We start from the raw sequence: 20,847 nt of genomic DNA on the forward strand, positions 1-20,847 counted from the left end.
GCTGTTACGTTTCATAATACAGACCGACTCGAATACGTGTTTCGAACGGCATTTGTCTTACAGTATCGGAAACGATACATTCCAAATCATCCCATACGAGGTTTCTGCACTGATTCGCTTATAGTACAAAGCGGCACCGTCAACGGCGCTCAATAGGTTTCTACCAGCACTAACTATCCCTAAGGTGCTGGAAACAACGAATCTAACGGAGCCAAATACGTCGTTTCCCGCACAACAATAGGGTTTACTGCTGTAAACAACGCGTTTTCGTTTCCGACCCACATAGTGCTGTCGCCCGCCGCGCACAACCAATGGCACGACGGGCGACTAACGCTCAATCATCAAGTCGGTCTGATACAGACCGGCTTATTCACTTCTTCTTGGATTCGGTCTTCGGTTCAGGCGCCTTGAGATCGCCTTCGGACTTTCCGGAGCCCTTGTCTTCCTTCTTAGAAGGCTGACCATCCTTGCGCTCGATCTCCTTCATCTCGAAGGTCTCGATGATGTCGCCTTCCTGGATGTCGTTGAAGGTGCCGAGGTTGATACCGGCCTCGTAGCCTTCCTTGACGGACTGCACGTCGTCCTTGAAACGACGCAGCGAGGTAATCTCCAGATCGTTGACCGTGGTGACGCCATTGCGCAGGATACGCGCCTTGGTGCCACGCTTGACCTCGCCGTCCTGGACCATAACGCCGGCGATGTTACCGAACTTGGAGGAACGGAAGATCTGGCGGATCTCGGAATGAGAGGTGGTGACCTCTTCGTACTCCGGCTTGAGCATGCCCTTCAAGGCGGCCTCGATGTCCTCGATGGCCTTGTAGATGACGGAGTAGTACTTGATCTCCACGCCCTCGCGGTCGGCGAGATCGGCGACCTGACGGTTCGGACGGACGTTGAAGCCGATGATGACGGCCTTGTCGACCGTGGCCAGGTTGACGTCGTTCTGCGTGATGGCGCCGACGCCGCGGTGGATGACCTGGATGCCGACCTCGTCGGACACCTCGATCTTCATCAGGGAGTCTTCCAGCGCCTCGACGGAACCGGAGGAATCGCCCTTGATGACGATGTTGAGCATATCGACCTCGGACTTGGCGAACTGCTCCTTGAGGCTCTCGAGCGAGACGACCTTGCGGCGCTTGGCCAGCTGGGCCGCACGTTCGGAGGCCTGACGCTTCTCGGCGATCTGGCGGGCGGTGCGGTCGTCGGGGGCGACCAGGAAGAGGTCGCCGGCGCTTGGCACGCTGGTCAGACCCAGCACCTGCACAGGTGTGGAAGGCGCTGCGGCCTTCATGGTCTTGCCATCCTCGTTGAGCATGGCACGCACGCGGCCGTATGAAGTGCCGGCCACGATGGCGTCGCCCACATGGAGCGTACCCTGCTGCACCAGCACGGTCGCAACGGCGCCGCGTCCCTTGTCGAGCCTTGCCTCGACGGTCGCGCCACGAGCGTCCATATCGGGGTTGGCCTTGAGGTCGAGTTCCGCATCGGCGGTAAGAAGAATCGCTTCAAGCAGCTTGTCGACGTTCGTACCGAGCTTCGCGGAGATGTCGACGAACATGGTGTCGCCGCCGTATTCTTCGGGGACCAGGCCGAATTCGGTCAACTGGCCACGCACCTTTTCGGGGTTCGCGCCTTCGACATCGATCTTGTTGACCGCGACCACGATCGGCACCTTGGCCGCCTGCGCGTGGTTGATGGCCTCGACCGTCTGCGGCATCACGCCGTCATCGGCCGCGACAACGAGCACTGCGATGTCGGTGAGCTCGGCACCGCGGGCACGCATGGCGGTGAACGCCTCGTGACCAGGGGTATCGAGGAAGGTGATCTTGCGTGGCGTGTCTTCCAGATCGACGGTTACCTGGTAAGCGCCGATACGCTGGGTGATGCCACCGGCCTCTCGCGCGGAGACGTTGGTCTTGCGGATGGTGTCGAGCAGGCGGGTCTTGCCGTGGTCGACGTGGCCCATGACGGTGACCACCGGCGGACGCGGCTTCAGGTCCTCGTCGTCCTGCAGTTCTTCGGCATCAAGGTTGATGTCGAACTGCTGCAGGATCTCCTTGTCCTCCTCTTCGGCGGAAACGATCTTGACATTCCAGCCGATCTCCTCGCCCAGAATCTGGAACGTGGCTTCATCGAGGGACTGGGTGGCCGTAACCATCTCGCCCAAGTGGAACATGACCGTCACCAAAGCGGCAGGATTGACGTTGATCTTTTCGGCGAGGTCGGCGAGCGTGGCTCCTTGACGGAGCTTTACGGTCTGACCATTGCCGGCGGGGATGCGGACACCGCCGATGGTAGGAGCTTTGATCTCCTCGTAATCACGACGTTTCGCGAGCCTGTTCTTACGAGCCCTCGAGGACTTTCCGCCCTGACGACCGAACGCACCTGCTGCACCGCCGCGACCGCGACCGCCGCCACGCGACGGGCCACCGCCCTGATAGCCGCCGCCGTTGCCGTTGCCGCCACCGAAGCGGCTGCCGCCACGACCTTGGGATTCGCCCTGGCCTTGACCAGGACGGTTGTGTCCCCACTGCCCTGGACGTGCACCCTGGGACGAGCGTCCGTTGCGGAACCCGCCACGACCACCGTTACGTCCTCCACGGCTGTTGTTGACCGTCGGACGAGCCATCGGATGCGGGCGCGGGATGCCGCTGGGCATAGGCACATGCATGCCCTGCTTGCGGCTGAACGGGTTGTTGCCCGGACGAGGCCCGCTCCCTGCATGCGCCGAGTGCGGGGTGGGTTGCGCCCCACCATTGCCGGGACGCGGGGAACCGCCGTTGTGCGAACCATTCGCACCCGGCCTCATGCCGCCATTGTTGCCATGGAAACGCTGGTTGTTGCGCGGCCCGGGCATACCACCCTGACGACGCCCATGATCGCGACCACCGTGTTCATTATGCCCACGATTGCCCTCATATTCATGGTTTCCTCCCTCATGGCGCGTTCCATGAGGCTGGCCACCACGCGAAGACTCATGATGGGAACCGGCGCCGGGCTTGGCGGGGAAATGCGAATGAGCCTGCTCCCCCGGCTTTGCACTGGCCGGGTTTTGACGCTGGTGATTGCTGCCCGGCTTGGCGCCGTGGGCGGAAGGCTTGGACTTTGCCGAAGCGCTGCCGGCTCCGGAGTTGTCATTTTGAGGGAACGCGGCCCGCAATTTGCGAACGACCGGCGCCTCCACTGTGGAGGATGCGGATTTGACGAACTCCCCCATGTCCTTCAGCTTCTGAAGGACGGCTTTACTATCTACGCCAAACTCTTTAGCGAGTTCATATACGCGCTGTTTTGCCACTCAGTTTTCTCCTACTATTGTGACCGCGCGTACATGCACGGTCAATGTATTGTTACGGCGAGCTTACCCAGACTCATCGTGCGACCATGATTGTGTTACCTCGTCTCCGCCGACATGCGGACACACTGCGTGCCCGCACTCGGATTGCTGATTTCCAGCATACTCGTGATGCTGGATTGCAGACTATTGTTCGTTTCCTGCCGTTTTGCCCTCTTCGGCCGCCTTTGCCGCGGCCTGAGCCAGAGCTGTAGTATGGGCCTCGCTGGACTCGATACCGATCTTCCAACCGGTGAGTTTGGCGGCTAGACGGGCGTTCTGGCCTTCCTTGCCGATGGCGAGCGAAAGCTGGTCGTCGTGGATGTAGGCGATGGCCGTCTTGTTCTTCTCGCTGACGATGTCGACACCGGTGGCGACGGCCGGCGAGAGCGCCGAACCGACGAACTTGGCCGGATCCTTCGACCAGTCGACGATATCGATCTTTTCAGGTCCGAGATTTTCCATCACCGCACGCACGCGAGCGCCGCCGGGCCCGATTAGGGCACCCTTGGGATTGACGCCTTCGGTGTTGGCACGAACGGCGATCTTCGTACGGGCGCCGGCCTCACGGGCGATGGCCATGATCGAGACCGCGCCGCTGACCAGCTCAGGCACCTCGCGCTCGAAAAGCTTGCGTACCAGCTCAGGATGCGAACGCGACACGACGATTTCGGGACCCTTCAGGCCACGGCCGACGGTGACGACATAGACGCGCAGACGGTCGCCGTGGCGATAATGCTCGCCCGGCACCTGCTCGCGCTTGGGAAGAATCGCCTCGACATCACCCACGGCGACATGCACATTGGCCGGATCCTTCGTATCCTGCTGGATGACGCCGGTGATGAGCTTGCCCTTCTGGCCGGCGAAGGCGCCGAGCACACGCTCGTCCTCCGCATCACGGAAGAGCTGACGAATCACCTGGCGGGCCGTCGAAGCGGCCAGACGACCGAAATCGTGCGGCGTATCGTCGTATTCCTCACCGAGTTCAGGGCGCGGATGCGGGTCCTCCTCGGTGGGTTCCACAGGCTTTTCGTCCCTCGCCCAGATGGTGAAGGTGCCGGCGCGATCGTCAAGTTCGACGCGGGCGTGTTTCGCCGCATGTGGTGTTTTGCTGTAAGCCAATAGCAACGCTTCAGAAAGTGCGTTGTCAAGTGTTTCAGAATCGATTCCCTGCCCTGCCGCGAGCTGATGAATACCTGTCAGGTCCAGTTCCATGGTCGCAAGACCTCCTATATGAAATTATCTGCCGAGCTCTGCAAGCTCTATGAAGTCATAATCATTCAGTATTCTAGTGTTTTATGCAGACACGTCGCGTTTTTTCCTCTTTGCGCAATTTCCTCAGTCGGCGTGTCCTTCCGGGGGTTGCCGTGGCCGCTTTCGTCATTCCTCTTTCGGCCTGCAACGCACCGAGAATCGAATCACCCGTGGAGTCCGCAGGGCCCTGCAAAGTCGCCTATACCAATGCCGTTATCGACAACGCCCATGCCATCGCAGGCAACCCGTTCATCGACCGCTATCTCTCCGCCGGCAACGCGGCGAAATCCTGGCGTGAAGCGGCCACGCTCTGCCCCTCGCAATTCAGCGTATACACCATGAAAAGCGCACAAATGCAATGGTTGCAGCGCAATCTCTCTTCACTCGTCGACGCACCTGCGGCCCAACCCGACGCCGCACTTGCCAGTCTCGACAATATCGTCGCGCTGAATATCGGCAACGACACCCTCGGCTCGTTGGCTTTGGCGGAAGACAGAGCGGGCTTTGAAATCGAGCTTCTCGCCGCCAAAGGCATTGACAATGCCACCCTGCAATTAAGCGACGACCACAAAGCCATCGCCTCGCGCCTTATCTCTTTGGAAACGCGGGACGCCGGTGCTGCCAACGCTCCCAACGACCCGCGCGAGAAAGTCTACGACGTGGCCAACCTCGTCGCTCATCCTGATACCATAACCGACCCGAGCACCGGACTACGGGCCTCAACTGTCGCGGTTGCCGAGATGAATTGTGCCAGGGAATCGCTGACCGCGCTTTCGCAGGCGTTGCCGGAAGCGTCCGAATCCGACGATTCCGCTGCGGGCACCGGTTCCAACCCCAACAATCCGAGGACCGAAAGCAGCAGCAAATCGTTGGCCGTGCTTTCCGAGCTCATTTCCTCGCGTATTTATTTGGCACTATCGCTGGGATATCCGGCCTTTGATGCCGCTTTGTACGAGTGATTGTATGAGGATTCCTGCTCGGTGCGGCACGGCGCGCGGGCAAACGGTAGACGACGTTGCAAGTAAACCGTAGACGACGGTATAGGCATTCCCCACCGTGACGAATGTCTCACAATACGGCCGCCTGATACGGCTTCAAGCCCAGCACCTTTGAGCCGCCCGGCACTTGGGCTGTGAGCTGCTACGAAAACGCCCCCGAAACCGAGGCTCCGGAGGCTTGACGCGGATAAGGCGAGATTCCGTCAAAAGCATGGCCGGAATCGTTGGAATCATTGGCCTTTGCATGTCCACCCGAAGCGCCCGCGCCCCGCATCTCGCCCCGTTAGAAATGTTTCCTTACGGTTACATACGGGCCTATACGACACACCGCCAACTTGAAAACAGAATATTCATCGGTCGCGTTTGCCGCGCTGCTCATGACAGAGCCATAAGCTCACGATCGATGGCACGACGGATGAACTCGCTACGGGAGATGCCCTGCCCCTTGGCCACACGATTCATCGCCTTCACACGGGACTCCGCCACCGGTGCGGAAACCGTCTCCATCGTTCCTTCTCCATGGGACGCCTCTGCATAACCTGCGAAAAATCAAAATCGGAATAATCGCCGGCTTCCACCTTGTCGACCGTACGATTCACATCGCCCTCGGTCGTCCCAAAAAGCCTGTACAGTTCCTCGTCGCACATAATCCGCTCCTCGCTAAACCTAATGAGTTTTCTTGCCTGAGCCGATATATCGCCTATACAATGCCGCGTATTGGGAAGGATCGAGTCTGATGCCGCTGGTGTTCGAGGGAACATACTCCCCTCTGCCCAGCGCCTTGGGATCAGGGCCAGCGACGAGCGGCTCATCCAACGGTTTGACGATGGTGTCGAACATCCGTTCAAGCAACGACAGGTCATCGTCACGCATGGCCGCGATCGACGCCTGGTCATTGAATTCCTTGGTCACCAATCCCCAATCGAAATGCCAACCGGCATCATGGGCGACCAGCTCCCAGAAGAACCGCTGCGCACGACCATTACCCTCCCGGAAGGGATGCAGGTTGTTGAGGTTGTCGTAGCTGACGCTCAGCCGTTCGACGAACGTCCTACGGTCCATGCCCCTGAACATGCCATCCTCACGCAACACGGACTCTACATATTGCGCTCCGGTCTCAAGGAACGCGACCGGCAGGAATGTCGAACCGCCCTTGGAGATATCCACTCTACGAAACTCGCCCGCCCATGGATACACCTCGGAAAACAATGAACGATGAATAAAACACAACTGGCCGATGGTCCCATCAGCCCGCAGCCGCTCTCGCCGCAACCCGGCACTGGAATAAGTGACGAGCATGCTCTCCGCACGCAGCAGATCCTTCTGTGTTTTCGCTCCGACCAGATTGACGAGTACATCCGTGCCACTTATAAGATACGGATCGACAAACCCACCGTCATCAGGCATGAGACATCTCTAAACGAACTCGGTTCCTAACGCGCCTGCCCCATTCATCGAAATCTATGCCACCGAAAATATATTCCTTCGCATCCGCCATGAACCGCCCATCCACATGCTGCCCCTCCATCTCCGTGGAGTGCACAGCCTGGTACACATCCTGCGCGCGCTTCTCAACACCAGTCATAGCCGGCCTCCTTCATGGGCAATAGGAATTGACTTATATTCAGCATAACGCATTCGCGCCATATAAACGAAAATCTTGACCTCAAGAACAATCTCCACAGATAGGTATACTTGGAGCATGTCGGGTACGGCAGCGTTACCCATCCGGACCATAAAAGGCGGGCAAGAAGCTTTTCACCGGATGGCGTCGAAACCGACGGGGCGTCCCTGAATCGTCCCTCTACTAACGCCGCGGGCCGGCATCCGAATCAAATCGGATGCCGGCCCAACGGATTTTTGCTCTTCTTCTCAGCCAGTGATGTTGTGGGTCAGCCAGAGGGCCACGGCATGGCTCAAAGTCTTGGCGCCCAGTTTCTTGCGGATCGTGCGGGTGTGCGAGCGTATCGTGGCCGGGGCGGTGTTGAGGGATTCGGCGATTTCCTCGTTGGTGAATCCTTCCGAGGTCTGTTGGAGAATCTGTTGCTCGAGGTCGCTCAGGGAGTCGAAGATGTCGTTTTGCTCCGGGGTGGCCTCTGCGGCCTGGCAGGCGTCTTCCGGGCTGGGGAACGATATGTCGGTTTCCGGCGAGAACGTATCTCCGGCGGCGACGTTGTTGAGAGCCGCGACCATTTGCTGCATGTTGCCTTTGACCATGAATCCTTGCGCGCCGGCCTGTGAAAGCTGTCGGGCGTATTTTCTGGGGCTGAACGAGCTCATCGCCAGGATGGGCACCGCGCACCGTCCGCGGCGGATACGGCGGCAGACCTCCATGCCGGTGGTCCCGTCGAGCTCGACGTCGGTGATGAAAAGATCGGGCCGCCATTGCTCGTCCAGACAGCGACGGACGGCCTCGTCAGCGCTGGTCGTACTCCACGCGACGACAAGACCCGGCAGCAGTTTCGGCAGCACCGACGTGATCCGGTCCAGCGAGAGCCTGTCGTTGTCCAGTATCCCCGTCTTCAATGCCTGTCTCATGCCCCTCCAATCCTCGCCTGCCTATCCCATGCCAATTCTACATTCCGGAACGACGCTCCCCCGTATAAGGCTGGCGTCGCACCGTGGACGGGTTGCGGCGGTGAGGTAGAATCCGAGGAGTGCCGGCGGTGGCGTCGCCGCATGTCAAGGCGGGTTTCGGAGGGATTGCATGTCAAAGATACTCGGATACGTGAAGGCTCCCGGGAAACGAGGCCTCTGCATCTGGGCCGCGGCGTGCTGCCTCGTCGTGTGCGCCGAGGCGCCGTTCTGGCATCCGCATGGCCTGTGGTCGTGGGCCTCGCTTCTGGTCCAGTTCCTGCTCAGCATGGCCATCGCGGTTTTCCCGGTGCCGGCGTGCATCGCCCACATCCTGTTCTATGGCGTTGTCGAAGCGTTGGGGCTGCCGGTGGCGCAATCCGCTTTCGTCATGTTTCCCGTGATCGGCCTATTGGCCTACCAGGCCATGCCGCTCTACGCGATTGGAGGGGTGTGCCTGCTTTCGGCCGCCAACATGCTCTTCAACGTCCATGAGCATTATCAGGGTGCGGTAACCAGCGGCCTGGCGGCGGGCATGTTCTATCTCGCCGTCGCCGTGGTCGGCATCATCCTGGCCAACAGGCGGGACGCGATAGCCGCGAGGGAGCGGCTGTTCGAGGCGCGACGCGCGCAACGGGAACTCGACGAGATCAAAAGCAACCAGCGGCTCGCCAAGCGGATCCATGATTCGATAACGCAGGAGATCTCGGCCATCGCGGTCCAGTCGTGGCAGTGGAAGGACGACGACACGATCCCGGAAGAGCCAAAGAAGGCTCTGGATGCCATCTACAAGGCCTCGCAATCCGCTCTCAACAACATGCACGAGGTCGTGGACGTCCTGAAACTAGACCAATCCGACGTGACGGAACCACAAGCGGAGAGCAATGACGATACTTCCCGTCCCGTCGACTTGAATCAGGCAGTGCGCGAACTGGTCGGCAAGGAGCAGCGGTCGATGGACGGGCTCGGCTACCGCGGCCGGTCGGCGGTCGGCCGTTACGATTCTGAGATTCCCGTCGGCGAGGACGAGGCGGCGATCGTCACGGACTGCATCCGGGAGCTGTACGCCAACATCATCAGGCACACCATTCCCGGACAGGACACCTTCGCCCTGTCCGCCGCGGTCGACGCCGAAAGGGTCACGCTGACCGAGACGAACACCATATCGCGTCCGCAGACCGGCGACATTCCGCTCGGCCATGTACGGCACGGCCTGGGCCTCAAAGCCCACCGGCGCGAGATCGAGGACGCCGGCGGCGTGGTACGCTCGCGGGCGGACGACGACGGCTGGTTCATCCATATCGAGATACCCCTGAAAGAAAGCCAGACAGACTGACACCGGCCCACCTTCCGACCGCCCGTCCGCAACCGCCCTCACCCTCCGTTGCATGTTCGTGCACTCTTTCCGCCCGCGACTGCACAAACGTGCAGTCCTTTCCGGTTTCCAGCCTCGGCAACGGCCAGCCGACGTATCGTCATTCCAGTCCCCGCGACAAGGCGGGCAACGGGAAAGGAAAGACGATGACGGGTTTGCGGGTCAGCCATCTGACGAAACGTTACCGGGGCAACGACTTCGATTCGCTGCACGACGTCAGTTTCGAGGTCGGCAAAGGCGAGATCGTGGGGCTTGTCGGCAAGAACGGCGCGGGCAAGACCACGCTGATGAAGATGATCACGAAGGCGCAGAGGCCCTCGTCCGGCAGCGTGTCCTACAACGGGGCCGATATATTCGGCAGCGACAATGTACTGGAACCGTTCGGCATCATGATCGGCGCGATATTCCTGCCGTACCTGAGCGTCGAGGACAACCTGTCCTTCTACCTGAAGTTGCACGGCAAATCCAGATACGAGCCGAACATCCGCCCCACCCTCGAACTGGTCGACCTGTGGAGGAAGCGAGAGCGGAAGCCAAGCGGGTTCTCGTTCGGCATGAAGCAACGGCTCGCGCTGGCGATGTGCATGGTCGACGAGCCCGAATTCATGATCCTGGACGAGCCGTTCATCGGCCTGGACCCCGACGGGGTGCACGAACTCATCGGCGTGCTGAAACGCTGGGCGGCCGACCGCGACACCACAATCCTCATCTCGAGCCACCAGCTGGCGGAACTCGAGGCCATCTGCACGCGCTACCTGTTCCTCGACAACGGCAGACTCGCCCGCCAGCTCGCCGGGACCGGCAACGAGCTCACCGTCATCAGGCTCACCCGGCCGCTGGACGACCCGCAGGACTTCAAAGGCATGCACCCGCAGGTCGCCGCCATCTCCGCGGACGGCACGTCACTGAGCATCAACACCTCCAAAGGCACGCTCAACGACGTGCTCTCGGAACTGACCCTCACCTGCGGCGTCGCCGGCATCACGGTACAACACAACGGACTCGACACGCTTTTCGGAAAGGAACAACAATGACACGCCTCATCTTCAGGAACCTGCTGCGCACCAAGGAAGCCATCATATTCCTCTGCTTCAGCCTCTTCCCCATGCTGCTGCCCATCGCCGCGCAGTTCAGCACAAAATTCATGCAGTTCAGCGGCGACAAAGGCTCGACCGACTGCCTCTCCTTCTTCGGGGCCGTGCTCAACGTCAACTACCAGACCATCCTGCCCATGATCGTGCTGATCTACCTGGTCGCCACGACCTTCTACACCGAGGCCCGGGAAGGCACCCTGTTCCTCTACAAGGACATCAGCAGGCGCAAGGTCTTCATGGCGAAGACGGCCGCGCTGGCCGGGGTGGTCGCCATATACGCCATCCTGCTGTTCATTGTCAGCACGGCCGTCTATTACCTCTACATGGCCAGCCAGCCCTACGCCTCGGACACGTTCCTGCCCATCGACGCCGCCACCGCACAGAGCGCCGCGTTCGACATCATCGGCACCATGTTCGCCATGCTGCTGTGCTTGCTGGTGGCCGCCCTGGTCTCCCAACGATTCGGCACGGGCATCACGATGCTCGCCTCCATCCTCTACATCCTGACCTCGCAGATCGCCCCGATGCTCGACACCCTGCGCTATTTTCTGCCCAACGCCTACAGCGCGCTGGTCGACACCCTCGGATTCACGCCCGCGATGGGCGCGGCGACAGCCCTGTTCATCATCTACAGCGCAATCCTGCTGGCATGGGGCAACCACGCCTACAAGACACTCGAATACTAGAACCACACAGACCGGCACGACGGAATCAACAGGCTATGACCTCCCCGCCCACGCCGGTAGGCGATGCCATAGCCGAAAGCTTCCATGAGCAGGCCGATGATGAGGTAGACACCATCGTCAATCTTGTCATCTCAACGCCGAGATCGTTGCCGTCACTGGCTTTTCGGCAAAACAAATGGGCTCCGAGCATACGCCCGGAACCCATTTTGTAATGCGGATAAGGCGAGATTCGAACTCGCGGAGGATTTCTCCTCACACGCTTTCGAGGCGTGCTCCTTAGACCGCTCGGACACTTATCCATGTGCTGCGAAAACGCAACTTTTCTAGTATAAGGCAACGTGCCAACCGGCGCAAGCGGGCGTGGCGCACTTAATCGAGCGTGCGGCGGGCGCGGATGGATCGCGCCCGGCCAGCAAGTTCGGAGTCCGGCGGGTAGGCAACGTGCTCCAACGTCAGACCGCAGGCAGCGATGGGGCCAGTCGAGCCTTCGCGTTCGGGTTTGGCCATCTTGTGCGCGAACCATTCGAGCGACTTGCGGTGCCGGCCGACCTGTACGCAGGCGTTGACCAGCGAACGCACCATATTGTGCGCGAAGGCGTCGGCCACGATGGTGAAACACACCAGCCCGGACTCAAGCGACGGCACGATGTAGTTCTGATTGGCTTCAGCCGTTGCCTGAAACGCCACCGGGGACGTCAATTCAGCCAATCGGACGGTTGAGTGATGATCCGATTCTTGGCCATCCATTGCTCCTGTCGCGTCCGCGGCCGCCGAATCCTCGGGTTTTGACGTGGATCCGAGGGCGGCGTCGCCAATTGCCGCAGTATCCAGTTCAGCCGAATCATGATAAGAATCTAGGGCATCACCATACATCCCTGTTACGGGCACACGCCGCCACACCGCCTGCTTGACCTCGCGGATGGTGGTGCCGCCGGGATTGGGGGTGGCAAAGGAGCCGAAATCATGCAGGCCGATAGTCATGGCCGCGGCCCGGTTCATCGCCTGAATGTCAAGCGTATCTTCGATATTCCAGACGAAACCGCGCAACCTCGGATCGGCCGATCTCAACCCATCCGAAATCCGATAGACATACGTACGTTGTAAAGCCGAGAAACGGGCATCGAAGCCATCCGGTGCCACCGACACATGGTGCAGAGCGATATCGGCCGGCAACGCGTGCCTTAGGCGCCGTTCAAGGGCCACCGTAGCGGGAACATCCATATGTCCGACGCAACGCTGCAGGGTCTCTTCCGACACGTCAAGATGGCAGACTTGCTGCGCAGCATGCACTCCCGTATCGGTTCGGCCGGCAACCACCAATTGCAGTGATTCATCGGCTCCAGGCCGCGCCTCAAGCCGGCAATCGTGTTTTGCTCCGCCAGAAGCGGCATCACTTGGTTGAACCGTTCGCCCGGAGCGGCCTGACACATGCAGAATCTTACCGAGTGCCTCCTCAAGCTCCCCCTGCACGGTACGCAGGCCGGGCTGCTTCGCCCAACCGTGGAAGCCGCCGCCGTCGTATGCCAAGTCAATTCGTAGTCTCATCGTTGCCAGTATACGTGCCGCACCGTCTTGCGAACCCGGTACATCAGAACCAACAGCAAAAAACGCTGAATAGAAGAAAAGTGTGACTAACTTTGTATCGTTCACGAACATGCAGAATAAATCACAGAAAGACCAGCGAAAACGTGATTATCTCTGCAAATCCGCAAATATGCAGAATAAATCACAGAAAACAGGAGAAAACTGTGATTATCTCTGCATTGCGCCTGAACATGAAGAACAAATGACAGCATTAGACAAGTTGGAGAGCAAACCGTCATGATAGGGAGCGCACCATCGTACTAGACGAAAAGAAGGCCGGAGACTTGCATCTCCGACCTTCTTATGAAAAGAACTCAGTGAATCCTAACGACTCACTTCTCTTCCTTGTCAGCCTTCTTGGCAGCGGACTTCTTCGCAGGAGCCTTCTTGGCCTTCGCATCGGCGTCCTTGGCTTCGGTCTTCTTGACCTCGGCCTTGTCGGCGGCGACATCGGCGTTGACCTCAGTCTCCTTGGCCTCGGTCTCGTCGACAGCCTTGTCCGTCTTGGTCTCGGCGGCCTTGGCGGCGCTCTTCTGAGCCTTGGCTTCGGTCTCTTCAACCTGAGCCTTGTCGACGGCTGCCGCAGCGGAGGCTTCCGCTTCCTTGACCACGGACTGCTTGGCGCTCACGGGCTCGGTGACGAGCTCGATGATGGCGCGCGGCGCGTTGTTGCCCTTGGCCGCGGCGATCTTGACGATGCGGGTATAGCCACCCTCACGCTGCTTCATCTGCTCGGCGATCTCCGTGAAGAGCTTGTGCACGATGGACTTGTTGCGGATGACACGCATCACGCGACGGCGATGAGCGAGGTCGCCCTTCTTGGCGAAGGTGATCAGGCGCTCGGCCACCGGACGGAGGCGTTTGGCCTTCGGCAATGTGGTGACGATGCGGCCGTGCTCGAACAGGCTGGTGGCCATGTTCGCGAGCATCAAACGCTCATGAGCCGGGCTTGAAGCCAGGTGCGGCCCTTTTCTAGGTGTAGGCATTATTACTCCTTAACGCCCCGGTTTTACGCCGTTCAGGTGGGCATACGCCCGAACATCCGAACGGCACCGAAGCTTAAAATGAAGTTGGCTCTTACTCGTCTTCGGGCGAGAAGAAGGTGCCACCTTCAAGGTTGTTGGTATCGAAGCCCAGCGGAGAGGCCTTCAGCGAGAGACCCATGCTTTCGAGCTTCTCCTTGACCTCATCGATTGACTTCATACCGAAATTACGGATGTCGAGCAGATCCTGCTCGGTGTGGGACACCAATTCACCGACGGTGTGGATACCTTCACGCTTCAGGCAGTTATAGCTGCGCTGGGTGAGATTGAGTTCCTCGATCGGAATCGACATCTCCGGGTTGACTTCTTCTTCAACCGGAGCAGGACCGACCTCGACGCCTTCCGCCTGCGTGTTGAGTTCACGGCACAGGCCGAAGAGCTCAACCAGGGTGGAACCAGCGGAGGCGACGGCATCGCGCGGCGAAATCGCCGGCTTGGTCTCCACATCGAGGATGAGCTTGTCGAAGTCCGTGCGCTGTTCGACACGGGTGGCCTCGACCTTGTAGCTCACCTTGAGCACCGGGGAGTAGATGGAATCGACCGGGATACGACCGATCTCATCGTTGTCCTGCTTGTTCATCTGCGCGGGGACATAGCCACGGCCGCGCTCGACGGTGAACTCGATCTCGAGTTCCCCATCTTCGGCGAGGGTGGCGATATGCATATCCGGGTTGGCGATGGTGACGCCGGCCGGAGGGGTGATATCCCCCGCGGTGGCCTCGCCCTTGCCGCTTTTACGCAGATACATGACAACCGGTTCGTCATATTCACTGGTAAGCACGATTCCCTTGATGTTCAGCAGGATTTCGGTGACATCCTCTTCGACGCCTGGCAGAGTGGTGAACTCGTGCAGGGCACCGGAGATACGCACGGAAGTGACTGCAGCCCCGGGAATGGAGCTCAACAGAGTACGACGCAACGAATTACCGAGCGTATAGCCGAATCCCGGCTCGAGCGGCTCGATGGTAAAACGAGAACGCTGCGGATTCAGTGATTCCTCAGTAAGTTGCGGACGCTGTGCAATAAGCACTGTGTTATCCTTTCAGCTTCTGACTGGTGGTGCACTCACTGGTCATAAGCGGGTTGGACGGATGGTTAAATGAAGTGCTTCAGACGCGGCGGCGCTTCGGAGGGCGCACACCGTTATGAGCCTGCGGGGTGACATCGGTGATCGAACCGACCTCAAGACCTGCGGACTGCAGGGAGCGGATGGCGGTTTCGCGACCGCTGCCCGGACCCTTGACGTAGACGTCAACCTTCTTGACGCCGTGCTCCTGCGCCTTGCGGGCGGCCGATTCAGCGGCCATGCCTGCGGCGTAGGGAGTGGACTTACGCGAGCCCTTGAAACCGACATCGCCACCGGAAGCCCAGGCCACGACAGCGCCCGAAGGATCCGTGATGGAGATGATGGTGTTATTGAAAGTGGACTTGATGTGCGCTTGGCCGACCGGTACCGACTTGCGGTCACGGCGACGGGGCTTGCGCGCGGCTTGCTTTGCAGCTGCCATTGATCCTCGTTTCCTTACTTACGAATGATTCCTACGTCACGAAGAGCCTGGAACGCACACAACAAACTTGCGACGCCCCGTCCCTCTTCATAACTGCTTGAGGCCTTACTTGACGGCCTTCTTCTTTCCAGCGACGGTACGCTTCGGGCCCTTGCGGGTACGGGCGTTGGTCTTGGTGCGCTGACCGCGCACGGGCAGACCGTGACGATGGCGCTGGCCCTGATAGCAGTTGATCTGAATCTTGCGACGAATATCCGCATCGACTTCACGACGCAGATCGCCTTCAATCTTGTAGTTGGCCTCAAGATAGTCACGCAGCGTAATAAGCTGCTCGTCGCTCAGATCCTTGACGCGGGTATCCGGATTGACTCCGGTGGCGGCAAGCGTTTCCTTCGCGCGAGTACGACCGACACCAAAGATATAGGTGAGGGCGATCTCGATGCGCTTCTCATTGGGGATGTCGACTCCGGCAAGACGTGCCATTGCGATTCCTTCTATGTTTCCGTAGGTTTGTACCAAGTCACCCGGTTTCCCGGCTCGGGCCTACGTACCCGGGGTTCAGCTTTTGGGCTGCGACTCAGTACCTTTTATCTGGTCGGAGGTTTTCCGCTCAGCCTTGACGCTGCTTGTGGCGTGGGTTGGAGCAGATCACCATGACGCGACCGTGACGACGGATCACGCGGCAATTCTCGCAGATCCTCTTCACACTAGGGCTGACCTTCATGGTTTTCCTTTTCTGTACCTTTACTTATAACGGTACGTAATACGGCCGCGGTTCAGGTCGTAAGGACTCATTTCGAGGACCACACGGTCCTGCGGAAGGATGCGGATATAATTCTTGCGCATCTTGCCCGAAATGGTGGCCAGCACGATGTGCTTGTTTTCAAGTTCGACGCGAAACATCGCGTTCGGCAGTGCTTCCACTACCTGACCTTCAACTTCAATCACACCGTCTTTAGCCATGAGCCTCATTCCGTTCTTTGGCTGATATTACATGTATGGCGCATCCGAAAACACACCAACTTCTTACTATATCAAAAGAAGGGACCAAATGCGACACGGCGTGTTGCATTCAATCCCTTCTTGTGGTAATGAACGATTTGTACGTTACGAGGTCAATTGACTATCCAATAACGAGCATGTCATATACCGAAGGCTTCCATCAATCCAGAGCTGCGAAAATGTTCTTGGAAATGTCGTCGATTTCCCCTTGCCCGTCGATGGAGACAAGGCAGCCGCGCGACTTGTAGGTGTCGAGCAGCGGAGCGGTCTCTTCGTCATAGGTCTTGAGCCTCTGGGCGATGGCCTCGGCGTTGTCGTCGGCACGGCCCTCTTCAGCGGCACGCTTGGCGATGCGAGCCATCAAGATGTCACGGTCGGCATCGAGCGCCACGACCTTATCAAGCGGGGTACCGAGCTCTTCGAGCATCGTGTCGAGCGCCTCGACCTGGGCCGCGTTGCGGGGGTAGCCGTCGAGTATCCAACCGTTCTTGGCATCGTCCATGGCGAGACGATCCTTGACGATTTTGTTGGTCAGTTCGTCGGGGACAAGCTTGCCCTTGTCGGTATAGCTCTTGGCTTCTTGGCCGAGCGGGGTGTTGTTCTTCATGTTGTAGCGGAAGATGTCGCCGGTGGAGATGTGCGGAATGCCATAGTGATCGGCGATCAGCTTGGCTTGCGTTCCCTTGCCCACTCCTTGCGGGCCCATGATCAATAGACGCATATCAACATCCACTTTCTTTTTGTTGTCGTTATCAAAATGATGCCTGCCCGTATATCTACAGACAAGCATCATTTCATTATTGTTCAAACATTATCAACGCTCAGGCCAAGTGAGGTCACTCGGACTTATCGTCAGTGTCCTGATCGTCTTCGGAAGAAGCGCTGTCGGCGTCCTTGACCTCGGAATCGTCAGCCGCAGCGGTATTCTCGGTATTTACCGTCTCGGTACCGTCTTCCTCGGTAGCCTCGCTTTCGGTGCCTTCCAGGACCGCGGTCGTTGCCTCGGACTTCTTGGACGTACTGACATCCTCGCCCTCGACGTGATCGGTGTCTTCAAGCAGGAAGCCGGTGTACTGGAACTGCTCGGTCTGGGCCTTCGCCTGACGCAAGGTGTCGAGGCCGACGCCCGCGATAATCAGGATGGTCGTGCCACCGAACGGAAGCCGGTTGTTGAGCTTCAGCATCATGATGAGCATCGTAGGAATCAACGCGACGAAGAGCAGGTAGACGGCACCGACCGTGTTGAGCCTGTTCATCACATAGCTCAGGTAACGGCTGGTGGCGCTGCCGGCACGAATGCCGGGAATGAAGCCGCCGTACTGCTTCATGTTGTCTGCCGTCTCGTCGGGATTGAAGGTGATCGACGTATAGAAGAAGCAGAAGAACACGATCATCACGGCGTAGAGCGCGATGTACCAGATCGAGGTCGTGTTGGCCAGGTTGGTGTTGATCCACTTGACCCACTTCTGGTCGGACTTGCCGAACTGCGCGATAAGCGTCGGGATCGCCAGAATCGAGGAAGCGAAAATCGGCGGGATAACACCGGACATATTGATCTTCAGCGGAAGATAGGTGGAAGAGCCACCGTACATCTTGCGGCCGATCATACGACGCGTGTACTGCACCGGGATACGGCGCTGGGCCAGCTCGACGAAATCGACGAAGATGAGAATGACGACCAAGACCGCGACAACGATGCCGAAGTAGATCCAATTGCCGTTCTTGCCGTTGGTGCCCCAGCCGATCTGCCAGAGCTGCGGCAGGAAGCCGGAGCAGATGGACATGAAGATCAGGACGGACATGCCTTGGCCGATGCCCTTGTCGGTGATCAACTCGGCCATCCACATGATCAGACCGGTGCCGCCGGTCATGATGAGGACCATGACCACGAGGTTCCACACCGATCCGTCAGGAACGACCTGGCCGCACTGGTAGTTGAACAGCGCACCGGAACGTGCGGTGACCAGAATGGTGGTGGACTGCAGAATCGCCAGGCCGATGGTGAGATAACGCGTATACTGCGTCAGCTTGGTCTCGCCGGACTGGCCTTCCTTGTGCAGCGCCTCGAAACGAGGAATGACCACACGCAGCAGCTGGATGACGATGGATGCCGTGATGTACGGCATCACGCCCAATGCAAAGATGGAGAGCTGGAGCATGGCGCCGCCGGAGAAGAGGTTGACCAACCCGACGAAGTTCTCCTGCGTGGTCTTCATTGTGCCGACGCACTGCTGCACTACCTTGTAGTCCACACCCGGAGTCGGGATAAACGAACCGATACGGTAGATGATAATGATGCCGAGCACGAAGAGGATCTTGTGGCGAAGTTCCTTCGTCTTCAGGGCCTGGATTAACGTCCTCACCTGGATTTCCTTCCCTATTCGGCACAACTGATGTACCGATGCAAACACACTAAATGATAATCCTAGCGTCAAGCATCTACCAAACGCCACTGATTACACGACAAAATCCATCATTCTCCATCAATCTTGGATTTCATGCCGTGTCGTAAACCAATAAAGTGGTCCTCCTCGCTGATTGCAAGGAGGACCAGATACAACGCGTTTCGAGCCTAAGCCGAAAAGCGCAAAGACATCCGAATTACTCTTCGGAAATAGAGCCGCCTGCAGCTTCGATCTTGGCACGAGCGGACTTGGAAGCCTTCACACCCTTGAGCGTGAACGCGACCTTGGTCTCGCCGTCGCCCAGGACCTTGACAGGGTATCCGGCGCGAACGGCACCGGCCTTGACCAAGTCCTCGACACTGACCTCTCCACCCTTCGGGAACAACTCGGAGAGAGCGGAGACGTTGACAACCTGGAACTCCTTCTTGAAGGGGGTCTTGAAGCCGCGCAGCTTCGGCAGGCGCATATACAGAGGCAGCTGGCCACCTTCGAAGCCAGGACGAACCTGATAACGCTTCAAAGTGCCCTTGGCGCCACGTCCCGAGGTCTTACCCTTGGAACCCTCACCACGACCCACGCGGATGCGGTTCTTCTTAGCACCCGGCGCAGGACGCAGATCGTGCATCTGCAAAATCGTGTTTTCTTCTTGTTCTGCCATATCAGGCCTCCTCAACCGTGACCAAGTGGCGAACCGCATTGATCAGACCGCGGGTTGCAGGAGTGTCCTCACGGACAACCGTCTGACCGATCTTGTGCAGGCCGAGCGTGCGAACGGTGTCGCGCTGGGCGGGCTTGCGGTTGACCAGACCTTTGGTAAGTGTGATCTTCAGATCTGCCATTACTCTTCACCGTCCTTGGATTGTGCGGCTTCGGCCTTGGCGTCCTCACGGGCCTTGCGGGCCGCTGCGATGCCTTCGGCGCGAGCACGAAGCAGGGTGTCGGGAGCGACTTGTTCAACGGTCAAGCCACGGCGTGCCGCGATCTCTTCCGGCTCCTCGAGCTGCTTCAGCGCATCCACGGTGGCGCGAACCACGTTGACCGCGGTGGCGCTGCCCATGGACTTGGTGAGAATATCGGAGATGCCAGCGCACTCCATGACGGCGCGAACGGCGCCACCGGCGATTACACCGGTGCCGGGAGCGGCGGGACGGAGCAGAACGGTGCCTGCGGCGTCATGGCCGATGACCGGGTGGGTCACGGTGCCACGGACACGCGGCACGCTGAACATGTGCTTCTTGGCGTCAAGCTGGCCCTTGGCGATGGCGGCAGGAACCTCACGGGACTTGCCATAGCCAACACCTACGGTGCCGTTGCCGTCTCCGACCACGACCAGAGCGGCGAAGCTCATGGAGCGGCCACCCTTACGGGTCTTGGAAACACGGTTGATGGTCACGACGCGATCGAGCAGCTCATCGCCACGATTTTCCTCGTGACGGCCGCGACGACCACCGCGACGGTCGTCACGACGACCCTCGCCACGTCCACCACGACGGCCACCACGGCGATCATCATTGCGACGATCGTCACGGCCACCGGCGGCACGCTGACCTTGCTTGCTATCGTTGGACGCCTGCGTGTTCTGATTTTCTTCAGTCACTTGGGTTTCCTTTTCGTTGTCGCTCACAGTGCAAGACCTCCCTGACGGGCGCCCTCAGCTACGGCTGCGACGCGACCATGATACTTGTTGCCGCCACGGTCGAAGACGACGGAGCTGATGCCCGCGTCCTTGGCCTTCTTGGCAATCAGCTCGCCGACCTTCTGTGCGGCTTCGGTCTTGGTGCCCTTGAACCCATCGAAATCATGGGTGATGGTGGACTCGCTGACCAAAGTGATGCCCTTGGTGTCGTCGACGATCTGAGCGACCATGTGACGATTCGAACGGGTGACGACCAGACGCGGACGCTCCGCGGTGCCGCGCAGGTGCTTGCGCAGACGAGCGTGACGACGAAGCCTTGCGACTTTCTTGCCTTTACCGAAAATCTTGACTGTCATA

General features: G+C 59.1%; 21 protein-coding genes, 1 tRNA gene and 2 pseudogenes. 4 read left to right on the top strand and 20 right to left on the bottom strand.

Features of this window, described 5'->3' with window-relative positions; genetic code table 11:
• Positions 1-466 precede the first annotated feature (466 nt).
• Positions 467-3,295, bottom strand: a pseudogene (gene infB, locus OZX71_RS06675) (translation initiation factor IF-2); the annotation flags it as partial.
• Between the two features lie 183 nt (positions 3,296-3,478).
• Positions 3,479-4,546, bottom strand: a complete 1,068-nt coding sequence (gene nusA / locus OZX71_RS06680; protein WP_277159778.1) for a transcription termination factor NusA — start codon at positions 4,544-4,546, stop codon at positions 3,479-3,481.
• Positions 4,547-4,629: 83 nt separating this feature from the next.
• On the opposite strand from nusA, the gene OZX71_RS06685 reads away from it, so the two are divergent.
• Positions 4,630-5,544 (top strand): hypothetical protein, encoded by a 915-nt coding sequence (locus OZX71_RS06685; protein ID WP_277159779.1) that lies wholly within the window; start codon positions 4,630-4,632, stop codon positions 5,542-5,544.
• Between the two features lie 414 nt (positions 5,545-5,958).
• Here the strand turns inward: OZX71_RS06685 and OZX71_RS06690 are convergent, their stop codons facing one another.
• The 4 genes from OZX71_RS06690 to OZX71_RS06705 all read right to left on the bottom strand — a co-directional run bounded on the left by OZX71_RS06690 (position 5,959) and on the right by OZX71_RS06705 (position 8,121).
• A complete protein-coding gene (locus OZX71_RS06690) occupies positions 5,959-6,090 on the bottom strand; it encodes a ribbon-helix-helix protein, CopG family (RefSeq protein ID WP_277146315.1) in 132 nt (43 codons plus the stop codon).
• 159 nt (positions 6,091-6,249) lie between these two features.
• Complete coding sequence (locus OZX71_RS06695; protein WP_277146313.1) at positions 6,250-6,990, bottom strand: Fic family protein; 741 nt, start codon at positions 6,988-6,990, stop codon at positions 6,250-6,252.
• A complete protein-coding gene (locus OZX71_RS06700; protein WP_277146312.1) occupies positions 6,983-7,168 on the bottom strand; it encodes a hypothetical protein in 186 nt (61 codons plus the stop codon). The genes OZX71_RS06695 and OZX71_RS06700 overlap by 8 nt, the downstream gene beginning before the upstream one ends.
• A gap of 287 nt (positions 7,169-7,455) precedes the next feature.
• Positions 7,456-8,121 (bottom strand): response regulator transcription factor, encoded by a 666-nt coding sequence (locus tag OZX71_RS06705; RefSeq protein ID WP_277159780.1) that lies wholly within the window; start codon positions 8,119-8,121, stop codon positions 7,456-7,458.
• Positions 8,122-8,290: 169 nt separating this feature from the next.
• Between OZX71_RS06705 and OZX71_RS06710 the strand changes: the two genes are divergently transcribed.
• The 3 genes from OZX71_RS06710 (at position 8,291) to OZX71_RS06720 (ending at position 11,312) form a co-directional block, all read left to right on the top strand.
• Complete coding sequence (locus OZX71_RS06710; protein WP_277159781.1) at positions 8,291-9,493, top strand: histidine kinase; 1,203 nt, start codon at positions 8,291-8,293, stop codon at positions 9,491-9,493.
• Positions 9,494-9,678: 185 nt separating this feature from the next.
• Positions 9,679-10,566, top strand: a complete 888-nt coding sequence (locus OZX71_RS06715) for an ABC transporter ATP-binding protein (protein WP_277159782.1) — start codon at positions 9,679-9,681, stop codon at positions 10,564-10,566.
• A complete protein-coding gene (locus OZX71_RS06720; RefSeq protein ID WP_277159783.1) occupies positions 10,563-11,312 on the top strand; it encodes a hypothetical protein in 750 nt (249 codons plus the stop codon). The genes OZX71_RS06715 and OZX71_RS06720 overlap by 4 nt, the downstream gene beginning before the upstream one ends.
• Before the next feature lie 214 nt (positions 11,313-11,526).
• On the opposite strand, the gene OZX71_RS06725 is transcribed toward OZX71_RS06720, so the two are convergent.
• From OZX71_RS06725 to rplR, 14 genes and pseudogenes are all read right to left on the bottom strand, one after another.
• Positions 11,527-11,611, bottom strand: a tRNA-Ser gene (locus OZX71_RS06725).
• 70 nt (positions 11,612-11,681) lie between these two features.
• Positions 11,682-12,857: a tRNA pseudouridine synthase A gene (locus OZX71_RS06730; RefSeq protein ID WP_277159784.1), complete on the bottom strand. Its 1,176-nt coding sequence runs from the start codon at positions 12,855-12,857 to the stop codon at positions 11,682-11,684.
• 371 nt (positions 12,858-13,228) lie between these two features.
• Positions 13,229-13,882, bottom strand: a complete 654-nt coding sequence (gene rplQ / locus OZX71_RS06735; RefSeq protein WP_277159785.1) for a 50S ribosomal protein L17 — start codon at positions 13,880-13,882, stop codon at positions 13,229-13,231.
• 91 nt (positions 13,883-13,973) lie between these two features.
• The gene (locus tag OZX71_RS06740) at positions 13,974-14,969 is read right to left on the bottom strand and encodes a DNA-directed RNA polymerase subunit alpha (RefSeq protein WP_277146300.1); all 996 of its coding nucleotides are present in this window, start codon (positions 14,967-14,969) and stop codon (positions 13,974-13,976) included.
• A gap of 79 nt (positions 14,970-15,048) precedes the next feature.
• Positions 15,049-15,447: a 30S ribosomal protein S11 gene (rpsK, locus tag OZX71_RS06745; protein WP_277146299.1), complete on the bottom strand. Its 399-nt coding sequence runs from the start codon at positions 15,445-15,447 to the stop codon at positions 15,049-15,051.
• 105 nt (positions 15,448-15,552) lie between these two features.
• Positions 15,553-15,930 carry a 30S ribosomal protein S13 gene (rpsM, locus tag OZX71_RS06750; protein WP_277143870.1) on the bottom strand — a complete coding sequence of 126 codons (378 nt, stop codon included), beginning with the start codon at positions 15,928-15,930 and terminating at the stop codon, positions 15,553-15,555.
• A gap of 127 nt (positions 15,931-16,057) precedes the next feature.
• Positions 16,058-16,171, bottom strand: coding sequence for a 50S ribosomal protein L36 (gene rpmJ / locus OZX71_RS06755; RefSeq protein ID WP_043164480.1), 114 nt, complete (start codon positions 16,169-16,171; stop codon positions 16,058-16,060).
• A 20-nt stretch (positions 16,172-16,191) separates the two neighbouring features.
• Complete coding sequence (infA, locus tag OZX71_RS06760; protein WP_003808114.1) at positions 16,192-16,410, bottom strand: translation initiation factor IF-1; 219 nt, start codon at positions 16,408-16,410, stop codon at positions 16,192-16,194.
• A 199-nt stretch (positions 16,411-16,609) separates the two neighbouring features.
• Positions 16,610-17,170 carry an adenylate kinase gene (locus tag OZX71_RS06765; protein WP_277159786.1) on the bottom strand — a complete coding sequence of 187 codons (561 nt, stop codon included), beginning with the start codon at positions 17,168-17,170 and terminating at the stop codon, positions 16,610-16,612.
• 310 nt (positions 17,171-17,480) lie between these two features.
• A pseudogene (secY, locus tag OZX71_RS06770) lies at positions 17,481-18,812 on the bottom strand (preprotein translocase subunit SecY); the annotation flags it as partial.
• A 238-nt stretch (positions 18,813-19,050) separates the two neighbouring features.
• On the bottom strand, positions 19,051-19,512 hold the full coding sequence (gene rplO, locus OZX71_RS06775) for a 50S ribosomal protein L15 (protein WP_277159787.1): 462 nt from the start codon (positions 19,510-19,512) through the stop codon (positions 19,051-19,053).
• Position 19,513: 1 nt separating this feature from the next.
• A complete protein-coding gene (gene rpmD, locus OZX71_RS06780) occupies positions 19,514-19,693 on the bottom strand; it encodes a 50S ribosomal protein L30 (protein WP_277146295.1) in 180 nt (59 codons plus the stop codon).
• Positions 19,693-20,478: a 30S ribosomal protein S5 gene (gene rpsE / locus OZX71_RS06785; protein WP_277146294.1), complete on the bottom strand. Its 786-nt coding sequence runs from the start codon at positions 20,476-20,478 to the stop codon at positions 19,693-19,695. The genes rpmD and rpsE overlap by 1 nt, the downstream gene beginning before the upstream one ends.
• Entirely contained in the window at positions 20,475-20,846 is a 372-nt protein-coding gene (rplR, locus tag OZX71_RS06790) for a 50S ribosomal protein L18 (RefSeq protein WP_277146293.1), read from the bottom strand. The genes rpsE and rplR overlap by 4 nt, the downstream gene beginning before the upstream one ends.
• Position 20,847: the final 1 nt, after the last annotated feature.

It is taken from the genome of Bifidobacterium sp. ESL0764, assembly GCF_029395515.1.
Taxonomy (GTDB): domain Bacteria; phylum Actinomycetota; class Actinomycetes; order Actinomycetales; family Bifidobacteriaceae; genus Bifidobacterium.